The following is a 19,962-nucleotide window of genomic DNA, read 5'->3' on the forward strand; positions in this document are numbered from 1 at the left end:
CGAATCCGCACATCCTTCGGTAGATTGCCAGGATGTCGACACGACGCCCGGCTCAGCCCGTGCCACGTCAGCCCCGCGCGAAGGATGTTCGATCCGGGGAGAGGCGTGGGCAGGACGTCCGCACGCAGGAGGTCCGGCCCGCGGACGCCCGGCCGGACCCGTCGTGGGGGCTCGAACGGCGAGGCCCCGCTCCCGCACGGCTGGACGACGTCGACCAGCGGATCCTCGCGGCGCTCGCCGACGACGCGCGGCTGCCGAACAACGCGCTCGCGGCGCGAGCGGGGATCGCGCCGTCCACCTGCCTGACGCGGGTGCGGCAGCTGCGCGAGCGCGGCGTGATCCGCGGCTTCCACGCGGACGTCGACCCGGCGCGGACGGGGCACCCCCTGCAGGCGATGATCGCGGTGCAGATGCGCGGCGCGGCGCGCACCCGCCTCAGCGGCTACCTGCAGCGCCTCGCCGAGCTGCCCGGCGTGCTGAACGTCTTCCTGCTGGGCGGGGCGCACGACTTCTTCGTGCACGTGGCCGCGGCGGACTCCGACGCCCTGAACGAGTTCGTCATCGAGCACCTGTCGACCGACCCGGACGTGGCGCTCACCGAGACCAACCTCATCTTCCAGCACGCGCGGGCGAGCTGGTACTGAGCGGTACTGACTGGTATTGGCCGGTACCGACCGTCAGCGGGTCGCGGACAACCAGCGCTGCAGCTCGACGGCGAGCGCGACGGGTGCGTCGAGCTGCACCAGGTGCCCGGCGCCCGGGAGCAGCCGCACGTCGGCGTCCGGGAGCGCCTCCGCCAGCCGCCGCGCGCGGTCCGGCGGGATCCACGCGTCCTCCTCGCCCCACAGCACGCGCACCGGGACGTCGAGGTCGCCGAGCAGCGGCTCGAGCTCGGCGGTGTACCGCTCGTCGGCCTGGGCGATCTGCCGGTAGAACGCGGCCTGCCCTGCCTCGCCCGTCCACGGGGCGACGAGCGCGGCCAGGTGCTCCTCACGCAGCGGCCGGTGCGCGGCCGTGTGCACGTACGCCTCCAGCGCGCCCCGGTGCACGGCCGCGGGCGTGGCCGCGAAGACGTCGGCGTGCTCGCGCACCAGGGCGAAGTACGGCGAGCCCCACGGGCGCAGCGCCACCACGTCCACGAGGCACAGGGACGCGTACCGGGCGCCGTGCAGGACCGCGGCGCGCAGGCTCACCGCGCCCCCGAAGTCGTGCGCGACGACGTGCGGCAGCGGCGGCGTGCCGCCGTCGCCCTCGCCGTCGGGCCCGGTGGGTCCGGTGGGTCCGGTCGTGGCCCAGGCGGGCCGCCAGTGCTCCAGCAGGTCGGCGAACAGCTCGCCCTGCGTCCCGAGGTCGACGTCGTGCGCGGGGTCCTTCGACGACGCCCCGTAGCCCGGCATGTCCCACAGGTGCACGGTGAACCCGCCGGCCAGGGCGCGTGCGTACGGCTCCCACAGCCACGACGACCACGGCGTGCCGTGGCAGAACACCAGCGGCGGGCCGGAGCCGAACGCCGTCCACGCGACCTCGCGGCCCCGCCAGGCGAACCGCCGGTCCAGCAGGGGCGCCGTCTCCGGCGCGTCCCGGGCCGGGGTGTCGGTCATCCCGCGAGGCTAGGCGGCCGGGCCGACAGCCGCGTCCGTGCGGTCGTCCGTCAGGTCGAGGGTGCGGAACACGCTGCACGGGTCGGGGGAGTACGAGCCGAACGGGCCGCAGGGCACGAACCCGTGCCGCGCGTACAGGCGCCGCGCGGCCGCGAAGTACTCCTGCGGCCCCGTCTCCAGGCTCACGGAGGCGTACCGGCGCTCGCGGGCCAGGGCGACCAGCCGGTCCAGGACGGCGCCCGCCACGCCGCGTCCGCGCGCGGGGCCCGCCGTGCGCATCGACTTCACCTCGCCCTGCCCGGCGGACGCCACGGTGGTGGGCCGCAGCTCGCTGAGGGCGCCGCAGCCGAGCAGCGTCCCGTCGTCGTCGCGCGCCGTCAGGAAGGTCACGGCCGGGGCGAGCAGCGCCGTGAGGTCGAGGGCGTGCACCGACTCGGCGGGCGACGTGGCGTACATGTCGGCGAGGTGCTCGGCCAGCAGGGCGCGCACGTCGGCGGCGGCCGGGGACTCCGGGGCGATGATCACCCCGGCATCCTCGCGCCCCGGTGTTTCGCGCACGTGTCACGCACCCGAGCCACTCGTTCGACGGCTCGTGTCCAGCACTTCGAGGACCCGCGCCCGCGCGGGGCCGGACGAGGTCGGCTCCACGCGGGCGTGCTGCTGGTCGCGCTGTTCGTCAGCGCGCTCGGCACCGACTTCCTGCGCGGATCCGTGATGGCCAAGGTCGTCGGCATCGGCAGCGACCTCGGCGCGCTCGCCCTGTTCGGGGCGCTCGGGCACGTGCTGTGGCTGCTCGCCGCCTGACCTAGGCCGGGCGACCCGCGCCGGGCACGGTCGGCCCCGGGTCAGGGCGTGTGCACGGTGGGGTCGTCGCGCAGCACGTCCAGCAGCAGCGCCAGGATCGCGTCGGGCCGCTCCAGCACCGGCAGGTGACCCGCCCACGCCAGCAGGGACAGCTCGGCCCCCGGCACCGACGCCGCCACGTGCTGCGCGCACGCCCGCAGCGCGTCCATGTCGTGCGCCCCCTCGACGACGAACGTCGGCACGCGGATGCCGGCGAGGTCCACCTCGACGCCCTCCGGGCCGGGCTCGGGCAGTCCGGCGGCGCTCGCGGCCGCGTCGGCGGCGAGCTGCACCTCGAACGCGCGGCGCTGCATGACGGCGAGCGCCTGCGCGGCGGTGTCGTCGGCGTCCGGGCCGAGCCACGTCGTGACGTTGAGCCGCACCGCGCCGTCGACGTCGCCGGCGGCCAGGAGGCGGGCCTCCTCGGCGTCGAACGCGTCGGACGTCTCCGTGTCGGGCACGCCGGGGGCGGCGGGGCACAGCAGCACGAGCTCCCGCACCCGCTCGGGGTGCGCGGTCGTGAGCTCGAGCGCGACCTTCCCGCCGAACGAGGACCCGACGACGGCGGCGTCGGCGACTCCGAGCTGGTCGAGCAGCGCGGCGACGTCGCCCGCGTTCGTGTACGGGCCGCCGCCGGTGGGCAGCGGGGAGTCGCCGTAGCCGCGCAGGTCGGGCCGCACCACGCGGAACCGGTGCGCCAGGGCGGGGGCGACGGCGTCCCACATGCGGCGGTCGGCCACCCCGGCGTGCAGGAGGACGACGGCGGGGGCGCCAGCGTCGCCGGCGACGTCGTGGGCCAGGGACGGCAGCGGGCGCGGGGAGTCCCCGACGGTGTCGTTCACGGGGCCATTCTTGCAGGCGGTCGCCCTGCTCCACCCCGGGTGGTCCGGGACCCCGACCGACCCCCCTGCCGGTCGACCGCGCGTGACCTCGCCGCGTGGGCTTGACTGAGCAGGTGAAGCACCTCGGGTTTCTGTCCTTCGGCCACTGGACGCCGCACCCGCAGTCCGCCACCCGCTCGGCGTCCGACGCCCTGCTGCAGTCGATCGACCTCGCCGTCGCGGCGGAGGAGCTCGGCGCCGACGGTGCGTACTTCCGCGTGCACCACTTCGCGCGCCAGCTCGCGTCCCCGTTCCCGCTGCTCGCCGCCGTCGGCGCGCGCACGAGCCGCATCGAGATCGGCACCGCCGTCATCGACATGCGCTACGAGAACCCCCTCTACCTCGCGGAGGACGCCGGCGCCGCGGACCTCATCGCCGGCGGCCGCCTGCAGCTCGGCATCAGCCGCGGGTCGCCCGAGCAGGTGATCGACGGGTTCCGCCACTTCGGGCACGAGCCGCGGGCGGGGGAGTCCGACGCCGACATGGCCCGCCGGCACACCGCCCGCTTCCTCGAGGTGCTCGACGGCGACGGCTTCGCCGAGCCGAACCCGCGCCCCATGTTCCCCAACCCGCCCGGGCTGCTGCGCGTCGAGCCCCACTCCGAGGGCCTGCGCGAGCGCATCTGGTGGGGCGCCGGCACCCGCGCCACCGCGGAGTGGACCGCCGCGCAGGGCATGAACCTCATGAGCTCCACCCTCCTGTCCGAGGACACGGGCGTCCCGTTCCACCGCCTGCAGGCGGAGCAGATCCAGCGCTTCCGCGACGCCTGGGCGGACGCCGGCCACGGGTGGGAGCCGCGCGTGTCCGTGTCGCGCAGCATCTTCCCGATCACCGACGACCGCGACCGCGCCTACTTCGGCCTGGAGACCGCCAGCACCGACCAGGTCGGCGTCCTCGAGGGCGTCCGCGCCCGCTTCGGCAAGACCTACGCCGGCGAGGTCGACGACGTCGTCGCCGACCTCGCCGAGGACGAGGCCGTCGCCGCGGCCGACACCCTCCTGCTCACCGTGCCCAACCAGCTCGGCGTCGAGTACAACGCGCACCTCGTCGAGAACGTCGTCCGGCACGTCGCGCCGGCCCTCGGCTGGCGCTGAGCGCACTCACCGCCTGCCGGCACGAGGGACGTCACGAGGGACGTCACGGGGCGGCGTCGTCCGGCAGGCGCAGCGCCCGGCACAGCGCCGCCCACGCCGCCTCGCCCAGACGGCGGTCGGCGGCCTCGCTGCCGCCACGACGCATCGCCATGCCCGCCGACACCCGCGGCTCCCCGGGCAGCGTCGCGCGGTGGCCGGCCTCCGGGTCCGTCACCAGGGTCGTCGCCAGCCCGTGCGCCTCCCGGCGCCGGACGATCTCCTCCGCGTGCCGCACCGCGGGCCACACCTGGTCGTCCCCGCCCGCCACGAGGACCACCTCCGCGATCCGCTCGACCGCGATACCTGCCGCCGTCGTGCGGGCCGCGTCCGCCTCCCGCGACCGCAGGTACAGGTCACGGAACGCCGGCGGGTCGTCGACCGGAGCCCACCCCGGCACGAACGGGACGAACGGGAGCGGCCGCCCGCCCCATGTCCAGTGCGACGTCTCCCGACCACCCGGTGCCACCCCCGCCCACACCACGTCCGACGGTGCGAAGGCCACCACGGCGTCCACCGGCACGCCCGTCCCCGCGGCCAGCGCCCCCGTGACGGGCGCGGCCTCGGCCCCGAACGGCGTCCCCACCAGCACCACGCGGTCGCACTCCGCCGCGAGCGCCTCGACGCGGCGCACGAACGTCTCCACGGGGACGTCCCACGGCCCCGCAGGCTGACCGGGGCCACCGAACCATCGCACCGACTCCGCGAGCACCCCGCGTCCGGCCAGCAGGCGTGCCCGACCCTCGTCGACCCGGCCGCTCGACCCGGCGAGCACCAACGCCCCCGTCCCCACCGGACGCCGAGGCAGGACCCGCACCCCCTCAGGGTCCACCCACCGCACGACCCGGGGCGGCTCAGGCACGCCCACCGCCCACGAGCTCCACGACCACCGGGGGAGACGTGCGGTGGTCGCCCCAGCGCGCCCACCGCACCACCACTCGCACCACCACGATCCCCGGGTCGTCCAACGAGGCCGCGAAGTGCGGGAACGCCGACCGGTAGGCCTCCGCGCACCGCTCCCGGTCCGCGCCGTCCGGGACGTCCGCCACGCCCTCGACCTGCAGGGTCGTCCCGCCCGGGCCGCCCACCACCACCGCCACCCGCGGGTCGCGGCGCAGGTTGGCCACCTTGCGCGACCCCTCCCGCGCGTCGAAGACCAGCTCGCCCCGCTCCGTGACCGCCAGCGTCAGGTACGCGGCCTGCGGGGCGCCGCCCGGGCCCAGCGACGACACCACGCCGTCGCCCACCGCACGCACCTGCGCGACCACCCGCTCCAGCGCACCACCCGACAGCCCAGACGACGTCATGACCGCGACCCTAGCGGGCACCGCGCACCCCGACCGGCGAGGCCGCGTCCACCAGCCCCACCAGCACCGACACGGCCTCACCCCGGCCCACCACGCGCACCTGCGACCACCCGTCGGCCGTGCACTCCCTCGACCCGCGCGACGCCGCCACCAGGCCCGCACGCTGCGCTGCCCACCGCCGCCAGTGCCGCGCGAACGCCCGTCCCCGCACCACCCGCCCCCGCGCCTCCTGCCCCGACAACGCCTCGCCGCGCCCCACGTCCACCATCACCAGCACCGGACGCCACCCCGCCCGACGCGCCAGGCACGCCCACCACCACCGCCGCACCCGTGACGTCGCCGGGTCGTGCACCACCAGCACCCCCGCGCCGTCCCGCGGGCCACCCAGCACCGCTCGCACCACCCCCGCCAGGTGCCGCACGTGCACCACCGGCCGGTACACCGCGTACGGCACCCCGCGCGGCACCCGCCCCCGCAGGTCACGACGCGCCGCCTCGCTGTCCAGCACCCGCACCCCGGAACGGCACCCCGCCACCCGCGCGAGCGCCGTGCTCTTGCCGGCCCCCGGCACACCGCCCACCAGCACGAACGTCGCCACGCCCGCCGGCCGCACCGCCGAGCGCTCGCGTACCACCGTCGTCATGCGGCGCACCCACCCCTCTCCGTACCGATCCCCGTACCGCCGTCCGGCGGGGCGCCCAGCGTGCCAGGCCCGCATGAGCGTCAGATGAGACCGGCTCGCGACGACCGCGCCCGCCGGTGGCACGATGCGAGACGATGCGAGACATGCGAGACACGGCCCGCACCACGCTCCTCGGCACCGACCTGCCCCTCGCCGCCGCGCCCATGGCCGGCGGGGCCACCACGCTCGACCTCCTCGCCGCCACGACCGACGCCGGAGCCTTCGCCTTCCTCGCCGGGGGCTACCAGGAACCTGACGCCCTCGCCGATCTGGTCCACCGTGCCCACCAGCGGGCACACCCCTTCGGCGTCAACCTCTTCGTCCCCGCCACCACGCCCGCGCCCGACCCCGCGGCGCTCGCGGCCTACGCGCGACGGATCGCGCCGGACGCCGCGGCGCGCGGCGTCGACCTCGACGCCGCGCTGGCCGCCGTTCCGGCCATCGACGACGACGGATGGGCGGCGAAGGTCGACCTGCTGCGTCGCGACCCCGTGCCCGTGGTGTCGTGCACGTTCGGGCCCCCGCCGGCGGCCGACGTCGCGGCGCTGCGCGCCGCCGGGTCCGTCGTCCTGGTCACGGTCACGACGCCGCAGGAGGCCGCGGCCGCGGAGGCGCTCGGAGCCGACGGTCTCGTGGTCCAGGGGCCCCGCGCGGGCGGGCACAGCGGCACGTGGGACCCGGGCCGCACCGTCGTCGACGGCACGACCGACGACGCCGTCGCCGCGGTCGTCGCGCGCTCGCGCCTCCCGGTCGTCGCCGCCGGGGGAGTGGACGGACCCGCGGCCGTCGCCCGGCTGCTGTGGGCCGGGGCGCAGGCCGTCGCCGTCGGGACGCTGCTGCTGCGCACCGACGAGGCCGGCACCTCCCGGACCCATCGGGACGCCCTCGGCGACCGCCGGTTCACGACGACGGCGGTCACGCGCGCCTTCACGGGACGTCCCGCCCGGGCGCTGCGCAACGGCTTCCTCGACCGGCACGACGCGCACGCCCCGGTCGCCTACCCGCAGGTGCACCACCTCACCCGCGAGCTGCGCCGACGCGCGGCCGCCGCCGGGGACGCCGACCGGTTGCACCTGTGGGCCGGGACCGGCCACCGCAGCGCCGCCACCGGGCCCGCGGCCGACGTCGTCCGCGCCCTCGCCGCCGACCTGTGACGCCCGCGCGCGGCACCGCCGCGGCCGCACGCCGGTTCGCTAGGTTGCCGTCATGAGCGACGCCTGGGACCCGCCGACCGTGCTGCGCGCCGCCGCCGAGTGGTCGTGGGTGCCGCCCGACGCGGACTGTGTCGTCACCGACGTCACCCTCACCCGGTGGCCCGCCTGGGCGCAGGGCCGCGTCGTGCTCACCGGGCTCGCGTCCGCCCGCGCGCCGGAGGGCGTCCTGCGCGACGCCGTCGAGCGAGCGCGCGCCTGGGGCAGCGACACCCTCGGCGTCTGGGTCTCGGCCAGCAGCACCCCCGACCTCACCGACCTGCTGCTCTCCCGCGGCGCCCTGCTCGAGGACACCGTGGACGTGCTCGCACGCGCCCTCGACCAGGGGCTCCGCGAGCCGCCGGAACGCGACGGGCGCCTCGTCGTGCGACGCGTGACCGACGTGGACGGGCTGCGCGACGCCGACCGCGTCGACACCGCGGTGTGGGACCAGCAGCCCATGGACGACGACCGGCTCGCCGCCGCCGCGCAAACGCTGCTGTCCGACGACAGCAGCGAGATCCGTGTCGTGGCCTACCAGGACGGCGAGCCGGTGGCGTCCGCCGGGGTCACGCTGGCGCCGGCGCCCCGACCCGAGCTGGGCACCGTCGCCCGGATGTGGGGCGCGGGCACCGTGCCCGACCGTCGCGGCCGCGGCGCCTACCGAGCCGTGCTCGAGGAACGACTGCGCCTCTCGGCCGCCGCGGGCGCGTCGCTCGCCCTCGTCAAGGGCCGGGTCAGCACCTCCGCCCGGCTCCTGCGCCGGGCGGGGTTCGAGCGGTACGGCGAGGAGAACTACTACCGGCTCACGCTCTGACGCGGCTCTGACGCGGCGGCGACCGGGACGACCACAGGCTCGACGAGGAGGACGGACGTGACAGGACCTTCGGCAGGACGCTTCGACGGCCGCGTGGCGCTGGTCACCGGCGGCGCGCACGGGATCGGCGCGGCCGCGGTGCGACGCCTGCACGCGGAGGGTGCCACCGTCGTGGTCGCCGATCTCGACGCGGACGCCGCGCAGCGGACCGCGGACGGCCTCCCCGCCGGCGGGCCGCCCGCCTCGGCCGTCGCGTGCGACATCACCGACACCGCGTCGGTGGAGGCCGCCGTGGCCGCGACGCTCGACCGGCACGACCGCCTCGACGTGCTCGTCGGCGTGGCGGGCGGCACGGGCGTGCACCCGGGCCTCCTGGACGGTATGGACGACGCCACCTGGGCCGCCGGCGTCGACCTCAACCTCGCCGGACCGGCGCGCTGCGTCCGGGCCGCGGCCCCGCACCTGCCGCGGGGGGGATCGGTCGTGCTGGTCGGTTCCGTCAACGGTCTGCAGGCCTTCGGGGACGAGGACTACTCGGCCGCGAAGGCGGGGCTCGTGTCCCTCGCGCAGAACCTCGCGGTGCGGCTCGGGAGCAGGGGGGTGCGGATCAACGTCGTCGCGCCCGGGACCGTCCGCACCCGCTCGTGGGACCAGCGCTCCGACCCCGACCGGCTCGCGGCGCTCTACCCCCTCGGCCGGATCGGCGAGCCCGAGGACGTCGCTGCCGCCATCGCGTTCCTCGGCTCCGACGACGCCGCCTGGATCACCGGTGTCACGCTGCCCGTCGACGGCGGCGTCCTCGCCGGCCCGCTCGCACGCTTCGAGTCCCTCGGGGGCGGGGGAGAGCGCTGAGACGAGCGTGCTGGGCCGCGCCCGCCGATCGCCTCTGCAGGAGGCGACCGGCGAGCGCTCAGCACCTCAGCGTCCCGGCTTGCCCGACCCCGGTACGTGCGGCCATCCCGGGTACCGGTGCCCGAACCGGAGCGACAGCAGCACCTCGTCGCCGTCCGCCGTCGGCACCGCCACCGGCAGCTTGCCCAGCGTGTTGATGTCGCCCGCGATCGCGCGCACGACCGCCGCGTAGTTGACCACGCCGTACCCGTAGCTGTTCAGCACCGCGTCGGCCGTCGGGAAGACGTTGACGTCGTACGGGTTGCGCGCCGCGACCACGACCACCGGCGTGCCCGTCGCCGCCAGCGCGTCCACCATCGCCTGCTGCGCCGTGTTGCCGCTCGCGTTGTACGACGTGAACACGACCGCGTCGACGCCCGCTGCGGCCGCCACGGCCCGCGCCCGGTAGGCAGCGGACGGCGAGGTGCCGTTCTCGAGCTCCGTCGTGACGTCGAACCCGCGGTCGGCGAGCATCGGCGCGAGCCGCTCCGGCCACGCCGCGCCGGCACCCACCACCAGCAGCGAGTCCTCGCCCGGGCGGAGCGGCAGCGGGCGGTCCTCGTTGCGCACCATGGTGATGGACCGGTCCGCGATGGTCGCGGCCGTGGCCAGGTGGTCCGCGGACCCCACGACCGTCCCGACCTCGGCCGGGTCGGCGTACGCGTCGGCGAGGATGCCGCGCTCCGCCTTCCACTCGAGGATGCGGGTGACGGACTCGTCGAGCCGTGCCTCCGTGATCGTCCCGTCCGCGACGGCCTGCTTCACCCCGGCGATCGACGCGTCGACGTCGGGGGAGTTGAGCAGGATGTCGGAGCCGGCCTGGATAGCCATGACCGACATCTCCTCCTGGGACCAGTTGTCGGTCATGGCCTCCATGTCGAGCGCGTCGGTCGTGATGATGCCGTCGAAGCCCATCTCCTCCCGCAGCAGGCCGGTGAGCACCTTGGGGGAGAGGGTGCCGGGCAGGTCGGGGTCGATCGCGTCGACGACGATGTGCGCCGTCATGATCATGTCGATCCCCGCGTCGATCGCGGCCTGGAACGGCTGCAGGTGCTTCTTCAGGGTGGCGCGGTCGTAGGTGACCTCGGGCAGGCCGAAGTGCGAGTCCGTCTCGGTGTCGCCGTGGCCGGGGAAGTGTTTCGCGGTGGCCGCGATGTGCCGCTGGATCCCCTCGATCTGCGCGACGCCGAGCTTGCTCACGGCGTCGGGGTCCGCGCCCATCGAGCGGATCCCGATGACCGGGTTGTCCGGGTTGGTGTTGAGGTCGAGCACCGGCGCGAAGTCGACGTTGACACCCATCGCCTTCAGCTCGGACCCGAGGACGTCGCCCTGCGCCCGGGCGAGCCCGGCGTCGAAGGTGGCGCCGAGGGCCATGTTGCCGGGCAGCGCCGTGGCCGGCGGCCCGACGCGGGCCACAAGCCCGCCCTCCTGGTCGATCGTGACGGCCAGCGGGACACCGGGTCCGCCGTCGTCCATTGCGGCCTCCTGGAGCCCGTTCGACAGGCCGTTGACCTGCTGCGGGTTGGCCGTGTTGCCCGACCAGGCGAAGTAGAGCACGCCGCCGAGGTCGTACTTCTGGACGACCTGCGCCGGCGTGTCCACGCCGTAGCGGGCCCGGTTGCTCGCCGCCATCGAGGTGTCGTGGGCGGACGAGCCGTAGACGTGGGTCCACGTCATCTGGCCGATCTTCTGATCGAGCGTCATCGCGTCGACCATCGCGCCGACGTCGACGCTCGACGTGCCCGCCGGTGTGTCGGTCGTGTCCGCCTGGGCGGGAGCCATGACGGCGAGCAGCAGGCCCGCGCCCGCGACCGCCGCCGTGGCGCGCACCAGGCGCCGTTCTTGTGGATCCTTCACGAGGTCCTCCTCGGTGGGGACGGCGCGACGGTGCGGGACCGCTGGACGTCGTTGTCCAGGTGCGCCTGTGCTGGACGCTAGGACCGACCCCGGTCTGCGTCAAGAGTTGCCGCGGTCTGCTCTGCGCGGTGAAGGAACTTTCATATGGAACACACACCGATCTGCAGGCGGAGTCGACGGCCGCACGGCAGGGGAGAGGCCCTGCGACGACGCCTCGTGGGGGAGTCACTCCGGGGGCCGACGCGGCTGTCGCACGCGGGTCAGGGGGCGCGATGAGAGCCGGGCATCAGGCACCGACGAGGGGCGTGGCCGCCATGGGGATCGGCGGTGGCCTGGGTACCGAGCGGCCTGACGACCAGCCTCGCGACATTGACGCCGACGACGGCCGCAGCTGGAGCGTCACGGTGACCGTCCCGCAACGAAGCTCATCAGGCCGGCGGCGATCCTCGTCGAACCCGCGCAGGACGTCTGGACCTCAGTCGCCGAACAGTCGCGACAGCGGCCGGCGTCCCGACGCCCGCATCGCGGTCGAGGTGCCGCCGTCCCGGGCCGGTTTCTGGGGATCGAGCGGGGTCCGTAGGCCCCGATGCAGTCAACCGATAATGCACATTATGTCATTACGCGAGAAGAAGCCGCCCGGACCTCCTCCCTCGCGGCGGTGGGACAAGGCTCGCATGACACCCGTCACCGCAGGTCTGCGTGCGGTCCACCACCGCTGCACGAGCAGCTCGCGCCACGGGTGCACGCAGGGCGCGCGGCGACGACCGCGATGACGACATCGCCGCGATGCACGGCGCGGGTCCGGCGGCTCGCCGGCATGGACGACGTCGCACGCCGACATCGACGACGTCGTCGGCGCGTACAGAGTCTTCCTGACGCGTCCGTCCGGATCGTTCGTCCGGCGCGTCCGATACGCACCGGCGACGCCGTACGAGATCCCCTCGTCCTCGAACGCTCTCCGATCCCCCGGGCGGCGGCGCGCCGCGGCGTCGAGACGGTGCGCCGCACCGACCTTGTGCGCTCGGGGCTCACGACGACCGGACGGCAAGGCTCTCGCCATCCACCATGGTGCGCGGTAGGATGATTCGGACATACACCTCAAACCATTGTGTATGACACAACACAGTGGTCTCGCGCGGATCACGGCATCGGCTGCCCGCACCCCCGCAGGATCGCCCTCCCGCTCCCCGCCGGTGTCGTGTCGGACGGCGTGACTACGGTGAGCGACATGGCCACTCCCCCCGGCGGGCTCGCCTTCTGCGTCTTCCCCACCGCGATCGGGCACTGCGCCCTCGTGTGGCGCGCGCCGGGCACCGTCGTGGGCACCGCACTCCCCCACGGCTCGGCGCAGAACACCCGCGCCGCCGTCACGCGGTGGTACCCGGCCGCCCGCGAGAGCGACCCGGACCCCGCGATCGCCGGCGTCGTGGCCGAGGTCGCCTGCCTGCTCGGGACGGGCGCCGGCGACCTGACCGACGTCGACCTCGACCTCGCCGCCGTCCCGGACTTCGACCGCCGCGTGTACGAGGTGGTGCGCACCATCCCGGCAGGCGACACCCTCACCTACGGCGAGGTGGCGGCACGGCTCGGCACCCCCGGCGCGGCGCAGGCGGTCGGCCAGGCCCTCGGGCGCAACCCGTTCCCGCCGATCGTGCCGTGCCACCGCGTGCTCGCCGCGGGCCGCCAGGTCGGCGGGTTCTCCGCGCGCGGTGGGCGGCGCACCAAGCTGCGCATGCTCGAGGCCGAGGGGGTGCACCTCGAGCACCCCACCCTCTTCGACGTCTGAGCCCGCCGCTCCCCCGCGACGCCCAGGAGAGCCGGCTGGGCCCGTGGTACACACTCGTCGCGGCCGGGCCGCTCCGGTCAGCACGACGCCGGGTGGAGGACTGGGTCACCGCCGCCCGGTACGGCGTCGCACGCCAGGACCAGCACGTCGCCTGGCGCGGCGACGTCCTGCCCGGGGACCCACGGCGCTCGCGGCCCTGCTCGGCGCCGTGCGACGGTCGTGTCGGTGCGCCCGCCTAGCCTGGTCCCGTGGTCGCCCCTCCCCGTCTGAACCGCCTCACGGTGGCCGCGGCCGCCGACCGTTACCTCGCGTCGGTGCAGGTGGAGAGCGTGCGCGGGATCCTCTCGCCCGCCACGGCACGCAGCTACGAGCGCGACGTGCGCGAGTTCGCCGCCCTGGTCGGCGACGACCGCGTGCTCGACGACGTGACCGGCGAGGACGTCGACGACGCGCTCGTGCGCTACCAGGCCAGCCCCGACGGCCGGTACAGCGACCCGGGCCGTAAGGGTGCCCCCGGACGTTCGGTCGCCACGGTCAACCGGTTCCGGCAGTCGGTGAGCCGCTTCTTCGCGCACGCGGCCCGGCAGTGCTGGGTCCAGGCGGACCCGATGCAGTGGGCGGCGCCGCCCGCCCGCTCCCGCGACCGCCTGCGGGTGGAACGGACGGCGCTGTCGGCGTCGGCGGCGGGCGCCCTGCTGCAGGCGTCAGCGGTGCCCGACCGGCCCGCGACCGCGGCAGGGACCGGGACGCGCGCCGCGCGGTCGGACCAGGCGCTGGCGCTGCGCGACCGCCTGGTCGTCGCGCTGCTCCTCGTGCTCGGCCCGCGGGTGTCGGAGCTGGCCCGCGCGGACGTCGCGGACTTCACGCGCGAGCCCGAGGAGACGCGGTGGCGGATCGTCGGCAAGGGCGGGTCGATCCGGACGGTCGCGCTCTCCGCGCCCCTGGCCGCGGCGCTCGAGGAATACCTGCACGAGCTGCGGCCCCGGCTCGCGGCCCGACGGGCCGACGACCCGGACGCGCAGCGCGCCCTGCTGCTGACCTGGCGCGGCCGTCGCGTCGACACGCAGACGGTGCGGGCCCTGCTCGCGCGCGCCGTCGAGCGGATGCCCGCCCCCTACCGCCGGCCCGCGACGCCGCACGCGCTGCGGCACACCACGGCCACCCTCCTGGTGGCCGAGGGCTGGGACGTCAAGGTCGTCGCGGAGCTGCTCGGGCACCGGTCCATCGCCACCACCGGCGTGTACCTCGACCGGATCGAGGGCGAGCTCGCCGCGGCTATCCGGTCGCACCCGCTCTCGGCCGGCCTCGCCGCACCCGCGTCGACCGCGGCAGAGGCACCGACCGCCGCGGCGGCGGGTGACATCACCGACGTACCCGACAGTTCGGCGCGCGGCGCCGACGCCCCGTGACTACGGTGAGCCTCGTGCCGCCTCGCTTCCGCCGCCTCCGCAAGCCCGTCCGCGTCCAGATCGACTGGCCTGCCCTGCGCCGGTACGCGACCCGCGGCGCGGTGCTCGCCGCGGCGGTCCCGGTGGCGGCCGCGGCCACGGTGATGGGGCTGGAGCGGTTCCGCCGCCACCAGTACCCGCTCGACGAGCCGTTCCCCACGGCCCCGCCGTCGTCGACCGAGATCGAGGACACCAGCGCGACGCTCTACACGTACGGCGCGGACCTCTACGACGCGATGCTCGAGGCGATCCGCGGCGCGCAGCGGGAGATCTTCCTGGAGACGTACATCTGGAAGGACGACGAGGTCGGCCGCCAGTTCAAGCAGGCGCTGGTGGAGGCGGCGGCCCGCGGCGTCGCGGTCTACGTCGTCTACGACGGCTTCGCGAACCTCGTGATCTCCCGGCGCTTCTACGACCTGCCCGGCGTGCACGTGCTGCGCTTCCCTGCGATGCGGCCCGGGCTGCTGATGCTCGACGTGCGGCGCTCTGGCCGCGACCACCGCAAGATCCTCGTCGTCGACGACGAGACCGCGTTCGTCGGCGGGTACAACATCGGCTCCCTCTACGCGACGCAGTGGCGCGACACGCACCTGCGCCTCACGGGCCCGTCGGCGTGGGAGCTGCGGAACGCGTTCGTCGACTTCTGGAACCGGTGGCGCGGGCCGCGCCTGCCGGTCCTGCAGGACGTCGGTTCCTCGCTGTGGCTGCCCGAGCTGCGGGCGGCGCGCAACGCGCCCTCGGAGCTCGTCTTCCCCATCCGGGGCATCTACCTCGACGCGATCGACCGCGCCTGCTCGCACGTGTACATCACCCAGGCGTACTTCATCCCCGACGAGGACATCCAGGCGGGGCTGCTCGCGGCCGCGGCGCGCGGGGTCGACGTGCGCGTCCTCGTGCCGGAACGGTCGAACCACGTGGTGGCCGACTGGCTCGCCCGCGGCCACTACTCGACGCTGCTGCGCGGCGGCGTGCGGATCCTCCTCTACCAGGGGGCGATGATCCACGCGAAGACCGCGACGATCGACGGGCGCTGGACCACGGTCGGCACCGCGAACATCGACCGGCTGAGCCTCACGGGCAACTACGAGATCAACCTCGAGGTCGTGGACGACGGTCTCGCGGGGCAGCTCGAGGACGCGTTCCGCATGGACCAGTCGAACTCGCGGGAGCTGACCCTCGCGGAGTGGCAGCGCCGGCACCCGCTCTCGAAGGTCGCCGAGCGGCTCATGTCACCGCTGCGCCCCTTCCTCTGATCCCGCTGAGGGGGGCGGCTGGCGGACGCTGACGCTGTCAGCCCGCGGTGCGTGCGCGGCGCCGGGCGGCGAGCTCGTCGCCCTCGTGCGCGGCGGGCTCCTCGTCCTCGAGGGACTCGGTCGGCATCTCGGACAGGGTGCCCTCGATGTCGCGCCACACGCGGCCCACGGCGATGCCGAACACGCCCTGGCCGCCCTGGACGAGGTCCACGACCTCGTCGGGCGACGTGCACTCGTAGACGGACGCGCCGTCGCTCATGAGCGTGATCTGCGCCAGGTCCTCGACGCCGCGCTCGCGCAGGTGCGTGACGGCGCTGCGGATCTGGTGCAGCGAGACCCCGGTGTCGAGGAGTCGCTTGACCACCTTGAGCACGAGGATGTCGCGGAAGCTGTACAGACGGTGCGTGCCCGAGCCGGTCGCGGGCCGGATGGACGGCTCCACGAGCCCGGTGCGGGCCCAGTAGTCGAGCTGGCGGTAGGTGATCCCGGCGACCCGGCACGCCGTGGTGCCGCGATACCCGGTCGCGGCGTCCTGCTCCGTGAGGTCCTCGCCGAAGAGGAGCCCCTGGGCGCCGTGCGGCACCGAAGCACCCGTGGGGACGCTTGCCTCACCGCTGCTGTTCACTGTGCCTCCTGGTGTTCGACTCCACGCTAGGACGCCCCTGGGGGGTCGTCAACGACGTCGGCGCCGAGCGGGACCGCGTGTCGCGCTGCCGTGCGCCCCGCGCCGGGGCCTGCGCCCGTCCCTCAACTGTCGATCACGACTTGAGGGTTCGGCTCCTACGGTAACCGAGTCCGACCGTCAACCTGAGGTCGAGGGTCGGTCCGGGCGTGGCGACGTCAGGGGGGCGCGTCGTCAGGCCGTTCCCCACCGTTCGGTGGGGTGCCCGGCTCGTGCGGTCCCCCGGGCGCCGTGAAGTCCGCCGCGGTCGCGTGGTCCAGGAAGTCGCGGAACTTCTCCACCTCGCGCTGCTGCTCGACGTCCACCACCTCGACGCCGGCGACGGCGACCACCTCGGCGGAGCAGAGCACCGGGCTCCCCGTCCGCACCGCCAGGGCGATGGCGTCCGACGCGCGCGAGTCGAGGCGGGTGCCGTTCGACAGGACGAGCTCGGCGAAGAACACCCCGCCGTCGAGCGCGACGATCTCGACCCGCTCGAGCTCGACGCCCACCGCGCCGAGGAGGTCCCGCAGCAGGTCGTGCGTCATCGGGCGCGGGGTCACGAGCCCGGCCTGCGCCATCGCGATGGCCGACGCCTCGCGCGCCCCGATGACGATGGGGACGGCGAGGTTCGCGGCGGCGTCCAGGAGCAGCACGACGATCTCCTGGTCGTGCTGCTGCTGCCGCACCCCGAGGACCTCCACCGGGACCATCGGGGCGTCGCTCGCGTCGTCGGGTTCCACCGATCCACGGTACGTCCGCACGGTGCCGCACGTCGCCCGGGGGCGAGCCGGATCGCGACGGCGCAGCCCGCGACCCCGACGGGCCGGTCAGACGAGGTCGCTCGACCCCTGGCGCACCCATGTCGAGTGCAGGCGGGCGAGCAGCTCGCCCACCTCGGCCGCCAGCTCCGCACCCTGGGCGCGTGCGGACGGGGTCTGCTGGCTGCGGTAGGGCGCCACCAGCTGGTCGACCAGGCCCACGTGCCGGTCCGCCGACGCGCGCAACGACCGCAGGTGCCGCGGCTCGATGCCGTGCTCCGCGAGCCGGGCCGCGATCCGCACCACGTCGGGGGCGCCGTCGTCCAGCCGGCTGCCGGCCCGGGCCTGCAGCACGCCCGCGGACACCAGCTCCTGCACGAAACGGGGCGTCGTGCCGGTCGCCTCGGCGACGGACTCCACCGTCCACCGCCGCCGGGCGACCTCTGTCGCGGCACCCGCGTCGGCGAGCCGGGGGGCCGGGCCGGGCGCGGGCTCCCCCGCGTCCATCTCGGCGAGACGCTCCTTGATGACCTTCAGCGGCAGGTACGAGTCCCGCTGCTCCGTCAGCACGAACCGCAGGCGCTCGACGTCGGCGGGGCTGTACTGCCGGTAGCCCGACGGGGTGCGCACCGGGTCGATCAGTCCCTGGTCCTCGAGGAACCGCAGCTTGGAGTGCGAGACGGACGGGAACTCCGGGCCCAGCTGGGCGAGCACGTCGGAGATCCGCATCGTCGCCTGGCGCGAGATCCCCCGCGGCCAGGGTTCCGGCGCACCGCCGGGCTCCTCGCCCTGCGCGGCCTGCGCCGCCGTCACGACGCGGGCGCCTGCGGGTCCCGCGGCGCCTGCGGGCTGGCGTGGAACGACATGCGGAACTTGCCGATCTGCACCTCGTCGCCCGTGGTCAGCGGCGCCGCGTCGATGCGCTCCCGGTTGACGTACGTGCCGTTAAGCGAGCCGATGTCCCGGACGACGAAGCGGTCGCCCTCGCGGGCGAACTCCGCGTGCTTGCGCGACACCGTCACGTCGTCGAGGAAGATGTCGGCCTGCTCGCTGCGGCCGGTGACCGCGCGGTCGGAGTCCAGCAGGAAACGCTCCCCGACCGCTCCGGAGCCGTACTGCACCACCAGGAGCGCCGAGTGCCGCGGCAGTGCCGCGACGGCGGCGGCCTCCTCGGCGGTGAGCGGGATCCGGAACGCCTGCTCCTCCGCGGGCGCGCCCACGCGCCCCAGGTGCGCGGTGGTGTCCGCGGCCGCTTGGTGCGGCGGAAGAGAGCGGGGGTCCGTCATCAGTCCTCCTGTGAGGTCGGGCCGGTGGGTCGGGCGACGCTGCCGGCCGGCCCGAGGGCCGGTGCCCCCGGAAGGCCGACTGTGCGTCCGACGTGCGCCGTCGTCCGACAAACCTACCCCGACCGGGGCACGGGCGGGAAGCCCGCCCACCTCCGGAGGGCACGCCCGACCGCACGTCGGACTCGTCAGCCGCGCTCGCGCTCCGGCTGGGCGTACTCGGGCTCCTGCGGCGGCGTGACCGCCGTGATCTTCACCGCGTCCTCGCGGGCCGTCGACGCCTCGGCGCCCGCCGTGCGCACCGTCGCGAGCGCGCCGCCCGGGATCTCCAGCGCGCGGTCCATCGTCTCGGGGTCGCCGATGACGGTCCACTCGTACGGGGAGGACAGGGACGTCCCGTCGACGACGATCGCGTTCCCGTCGTCCTCGAACCAGGTGGACGTGACGAGGCGCACCCCGTTGAGCTCGACGACCTCCGCACCCGCGTTGCGCAGCTCCTCCAGCACGTTGAACATCTGTGACGCCTTCAGCGCGGCGCCCGGGTCCTGGATCGTGACCCGCACGCCCGGGCCCTGCGCCGGCAGCCGTCCCGACAGGATGCCCTCGGACTCCGCACGCTGCTCCGCCAGCTCGAGGGCCGACCGCGCCTGCCCGGAGCCGGACTCCAGCTCGTCGCGCGTCGCCTCCAGCCCCGAGACCTCGTCACCGAGCTGCTGCGCCCGGTCCGTGACCTCGTCGAGCAGGCGCACCAGGTCCTCCTGCCGGGCCGACGACAGCTGGTCCGACGCCGACTGCTGCACCTGCACGACCAGCGCGAACCCCAGCGCGGCGCACAGCACGCCCGCCAGCACCTGGGACCGGCTCGCCCGGGGGCGCAGCGCCGCCCCGAGCCGGCGCCAGCCGCTCGGTGCGGGGTCCGCGGTCCCGACGGTCCCGTCGGCCGTGGGCTCGGTCGCCGGCTCGCTCGTCGGAGTCCCGGTCAGGGGCCTCGCACCAGCCGGCGCCTCGGTGCCCCCGGCCGGGCTCTCGTCGGCGAGGTCCGCGCTCTCCGGCTCATGGTGCCCCTGCTCGTCGTGCCCCGGTCCGACGTCCGTCACGGCCGGAGTCTCGATCACGGCCGGAGTCTCGATCGGGGGCGGCGGCGCCCCGTCGGTCTCGTCGTCCGTGCCGTCGTCCGCAGGCGGCACGGACGCGTCGACGAGCGGCGCGGCGCTGGTCACCGGTTCCTCGTCGTCCGCAGGCTCGGCACCGAGGGCAGCGCCCTCCGCAGAGGTGTCGGCCTGCGTGGAGGGGATGTCGACCGGTGCCTCGTCGGAAGGGACGGCAAGGGGCGCGGCCTCCTCCGGGAGATCCGCTTCCTCCGCGACGTCGGACTGCTCGTCCTCCGCGCCGGGGGTCTCGCGGGCGTCGCGGTCCTGGGAGGGCCCGGCGCTCGGGGCGGTGCCCGCGCCGTCGTCGATGCCACCATCCGCGGCGCCCGACGACGGGGTCCCGGCGGTGGCGTCGTCGTCGGTGCCGGCGACGTCGGTGACGTCGGGGGTGTCGGGGCGGTCGCCCTTCGGGTCGCTCAT

At 75.4% G+C, this 19,962-nt stretch carries 21 protein-coding genes; 9 read left to right on the forward strand and 12 right to left on the reverse strand.

Annotated elements, in window-relative coordinates:
- Window positions 1–32 precede the first annotated feature (32 nt).
- Entirely contained in the window at window positions 33–644 is a 612-nt protein-coding gene (locus ACQP6G_RS06885; RefSeq protein ID WP_429763498.1) for an Lrp/AsnC family transcriptional regulator, read from the forward strand.
- A 33-nt stretch (window positions 645–677) separates the two neighbouring features.
- Here the strand turns inward: ACQP6G_RS06885 and ACQP6G_RS06890 are convergent, their stop codons facing one another.
- Together ACQP6G_RS06890 and ACQP6G_RS06895 are read right to left on the reverse strand one after the other, a co-directional pair.
- Window positions 678–1,601, reverse strand: coding sequence for an alpha/beta fold hydrolase (locus ACQP6G_RS06890; protein ID WP_429763499.1), 924 nt, complete (start codon window positions 1,599–1,601; stop codon window positions 678–680).
- A 9-nt stretch (window positions 1,602–1,610) separates the two neighbouring features.
- A complete protein-coding gene (locus ACQP6G_RS06895) occupies window positions 1,611–2,126 on the reverse strand; it encodes a GNAT family N-acetyltransferase (protein WP_429763501.1) in 516 nt (171 codons plus the stop codon).
- 129 nt (window positions 2,127–2,255) lie between these two features.
- Here ACQP6G_RS06895 and ACQP6G_RS06900 point away from each other — a divergent pair, with 129 nt between their 5' ends.
- The gene (locus tag ACQP6G_RS06900; protein WP_429763502.1) at window positions 2,256–2,405 is read left to right on the forward strand and encodes a hypothetical protein; all 150 of its coding nucleotides are present in this window, start codon (window positions 2,256–2,258) and stop codon (window positions 2,403–2,405) included.
- Window positions 2,406–2,446: 41 nt separating this feature from the next.
- Here ACQP6G_RS06900 and ACQP6G_RS06905 read toward each other — a convergent pair whose 3' ends face one another.
- On the reverse strand, window positions 2,447–3,286 hold the full coding sequence (locus tag ACQP6G_RS06905) for an alpha/beta fold hydrolase (protein WP_429763503.1): 840 nt from the start codon (window positions 3,284–3,286) through the stop codon (window positions 2,447–2,449).
- Window positions 3,287–3,399: 113 nt separating this feature from the next.
- Here ACQP6G_RS06905 and ACQP6G_RS06910 point away from each other — a divergent pair, with 113 nt between their 5' ends.
- Window positions 3,400–4,419, forward strand: a complete 1,020-nt coding sequence (locus tag ACQP6G_RS06910) for an LLM class flavin-dependent oxidoreductase (protein ID WP_429763505.1) — start codon at window positions 3,400–3,402, stop codon at window positions 4,417–4,419.
- 43 nt (window positions 4,420–4,462) lie between these two features.
- Here the strand turns inward: ACQP6G_RS06910 and ACQP6G_RS06915 are convergent, their stop codons facing one another.
- The 3 genes from ACQP6G_RS06915 to ACQP6G_RS06925 are packed head-to-tail and all read right to left on the reverse strand — an operon-like array spanning window position 4,463 to window position 6,405.
- Complete coding sequence (locus ACQP6G_RS06915) at window positions 4,463–5,272, reverse strand: acyl-CoA thioester hydrolase/BAAT C-terminal domain-containing protein (RefSeq protein WP_429763506.1); 810 nt, start codon at window positions 5,270–5,272, stop codon at window positions 4,463–4,465.
- A gap of 37 nt (window positions 5,273–5,309) precedes the next feature.
- Window positions 5,310–5,762, reverse strand: coding sequence for a pyridoxamine 5'-phosphate oxidase family protein (locus tag ACQP6G_RS06920; protein WP_429763507.1), 453 nt, complete (start codon window positions 5,760–5,762; stop codon window positions 5,310–5,312).
- Window positions 5,763–5,772: 10 nt separating this feature from the next.
- Entirely contained in the window at window positions 5,773–6,405 is a 633-nt protein-coding gene (locus tag ACQP6G_RS06925) for an AAA family ATPase (RefSeq protein WP_429763508.1), read from the reverse strand.
- 143 nt (window positions 6,406–6,548) lie between these two features.
- On the opposite strand from ACQP6G_RS06925, the gene ACQP6G_RS06930 reads away from it, so the two are divergent.
- Genes ACQP6G_RS06930 through ACQP6G_RS06940 form a run of 3 tightly spaced genes read left to right on the forward strand, consistent with a single transcriptional unit; the run spans window position 6,549 to window position 9,303 of the window.
- Complete coding sequence (locus ACQP6G_RS06930) at window positions 6,549–7,598, forward strand: nitronate monooxygenase (RefSeq protein WP_429763509.1); 1,050 nt, start codon at window positions 6,549–6,551, stop codon at window positions 7,596–7,598.
- A gap of 52 nt (window positions 7,599–7,650) precedes the next feature.
- Entirely contained in the window at window positions 7,651–8,451 is an 801-nt protein-coding gene (locus ACQP6G_RS06935; protein ID WP_429763510.1) for a hypothetical protein, read from the forward strand.
- A gap of 57 nt (window positions 8,452–8,508) precedes the next feature.
- A complete protein-coding gene (locus ACQP6G_RS06940; protein WP_429763511.1) occupies window positions 8,509–9,303 on the forward strand; it encodes an SDR family NAD(P)-dependent oxidoreductase in 795 nt (264 codons plus the stop codon).
- A gap of 66 nt (window positions 9,304–9,369) precedes the next feature.
- On the opposite strand, the gene ACQP6G_RS06945 is transcribed toward ACQP6G_RS06940, so the two are convergent.
- A complete protein-coding gene (locus ACQP6G_RS06945) occupies window positions 9,370–11,199 on the reverse strand; it encodes a glycoside hydrolase family 3 protein (protein ID WP_429763512.1) in 1,830 nt (609 codons plus the stop codon).
- 1,228 nt (window positions 11,200–12,427) lie between these two features.
- Here ACQP6G_RS06945 and ACQP6G_RS06950 point away from each other — a divergent pair.
- The 3 genes from ACQP6G_RS06950 to ACQP6G_RS06960 all read left to right on the forward strand — a co-directional run bounded on the left by ACQP6G_RS06950 (window position 12,428) and on the right by ACQP6G_RS06960 (window position 15,686).
- On the forward strand, window positions 12,428–12,985 hold the full coding sequence (locus ACQP6G_RS06950) for a methylated-DNA--[protein]-cysteine S-methyltransferase (RefSeq protein ID WP_429763513.1): 558 nt from the start codon (window positions 12,428–12,430) through the stop codon (window positions 12,983–12,985).
- Between the two features lie 248 nt (window positions 12,986–13,233).
- Window positions 13,234–14,394 carry a tyrosine-type recombinase/integrase gene (locus tag ACQP6G_RS06955; protein ID WP_429763514.1) on the forward strand — a complete coding sequence of 387 codons (1,161 nt, stop codon included), beginning with the start codon at window positions 13,234–13,236 and terminating at the stop codon, window positions 14,392–14,394.
- Window positions 14,395–14,408: 14 nt separating this feature from the next.
- Window positions 14,409–15,686 (forward strand): phospholipase D-like domain-containing protein, encoded by a 1,278-nt coding sequence (locus tag ACQP6G_RS06960; protein WP_429763515.1) that lies wholly within the window; start codon window positions 14,409–14,411, stop codon window positions 15,684–15,686.
- Window positions 15,687–15,723: 37 nt separating this feature from the next.
- Here the strand turns inward: ACQP6G_RS06960 and ACQP6G_RS06965 are convergent, their stop codons facing one another.
- The 5 genes from ACQP6G_RS06965 to ACQP6G_RS06985 form a co-directional block, all read right to left on the reverse strand.
- Window positions 15,724–16,311: a MerR family transcriptional regulator gene (locus ACQP6G_RS06965; RefSeq protein WP_429763516.1), complete on the reverse strand. Its 588-nt coding sequence runs from the start codon at window positions 16,309–16,311 to the stop codon at window positions 15,724–15,726.
- A gap of 215 nt (window positions 16,312–16,526) precedes the next feature.
- A complete protein-coding gene (locus tag ACQP6G_RS06970; RefSeq protein WP_429763792.1) occupies window positions 16,527–17,060 on the reverse strand; it encodes a bifunctional nuclease family protein in 534 nt (177 codons plus the stop codon).
- A 117-nt stretch (window positions 17,061–17,177) separates the two neighbouring features.
- Window positions 17,178–17,921, reverse strand: a complete 744-nt coding sequence (gene ftsR / locus ACQP6G_RS06975) for a transcriptional regulator FtsR (RefSeq protein WP_429763517.1) — start codon at window positions 17,919–17,921, stop codon at window positions 17,178–17,180.
- A complete protein-coding gene (locus ACQP6G_RS06980) occupies window positions 17,918–18,394 on the reverse strand; it encodes an FHA domain-containing protein (protein WP_429763518.1) in 477 nt (158 codons plus the stop codon). Before ACQP6G_RS06980 ends, ftsR begins: the two co-directional genes overlap by 4 nt.
- A 185-nt stretch (window positions 18,395–18,579) precedes the next feature.
- Window positions 18,580–19,962 carry a DUF881 domain-containing protein gene (locus ACQP6G_RS06985; RefSeq protein ID WP_429763519.1) on the reverse strand — a complete coding sequence of 461 codons (1,383 nt, stop codon included), beginning with the start codon at window positions 19,960–19,962 and terminating at the stop codon, window positions 18,580–18,582.

The sequence above is a fragment of the Isoptericola nanjingensis genome, from assembly GCF_050311635.1.
Taxonomy (GTDB): domain Bacteria; phylum Actinomycetota; class Actinomycetes; order Actinomycetales; family Cellulomonadaceae; genus Isoptericola; species Isoptericola nanjingensis.